Origin of the sequence: Globicatella sanguinis NBRC 15551 (assembly GCF_001552295.1) — a bacterium.
Taxonomy (GTDB): Bacteria; Bacillota; Bacilli; order Lactobacillales; family Aerococcaceae; genus Globicatella; species Globicatella sanguinis.
Genome location: NZ_BCQX01000240.1, coordinates 1 through 791 on the forward strand (window position 1 = coordinate 1; position 791 = coordinate 791).

The 791-nt window shown below is 40.3% G+C and carries 1 protein-coding gene; it reads left to right on the top strand.

Annotation, left to right across the window (positions count from 1 at the left end; all coding sequences use genetic code 11):
* On the top strand, positions 1-790 hold a 790-nt coding region (locus GSA01S_RS10355; RefSeq protein WP_174519417.1), incomplete at its 5' end, for a glucosaminidase domain-containing protein.
* Position 791: the final 1 nt, after the last annotated feature.

Below are 791 nucleotides of genomic sequence, written 5' to 3' on the forward strand. Positions count from 1 at the left end.
CACAACTCAAAAAGCGACTACCAAAACAGACGAACAACTAGCGGACGAAGTCTTACTCGGTTTACACGGCAACGGAGAACAACGAAAAGCAAGCCTAGGAGCTCGTTTTAATGCAGTTCAAGCAATCATCAATAAACGACTTCAAACGTCCACAGGTACTCCTAAAATCGCCTTAAAACTAGGTAATGACACGTTATCGGTTGACGAAATGACAAGTATTCAAAAGTATTGCAAACAACACAATATTAGTGTGGCTTACATGGTAACCATGCTTAGCCTAGAGAGTGGTTGGGGTCATTCAACTGTTGGTAAAACCAATAACAACTGGGGTGGGTTTACAATGCCTGGCAATATGAACGCTTTAACTCGTCCAAGTGGTGTACAAGTCACACGAGGTTTAGCTCGTCCAGTTAACGAAGGTGGCTATTATATGCACTTTGCTAACACAGACGATTTCTTTGAAGACCTATTTTGGTTATTCCGTAAAGGTGGAAGTTATAAGGTAGCCGAAGGGAATTCGTTTGAAACGTACGTTAAAGGTATGTTTAAAGTGGGTGGTGCGACTTATGATTATGCTATCGTTAACATTGCAGGTAATGATTTGGTTGCGAGTGAGAAACGATATCGTGAGTATTTAATCAGAATGGCTAGCCGATTAAATCAAATTAAACAAGCCAACGACTTAGATCAGTACGAAGTTGTGAAGCATGACGATAAAATCGTCGTGAAGAAAGATGATTACGAAGTAACAATTAACGGTGTGACGTATCGGCTAGAAAGAGTCAAATAAT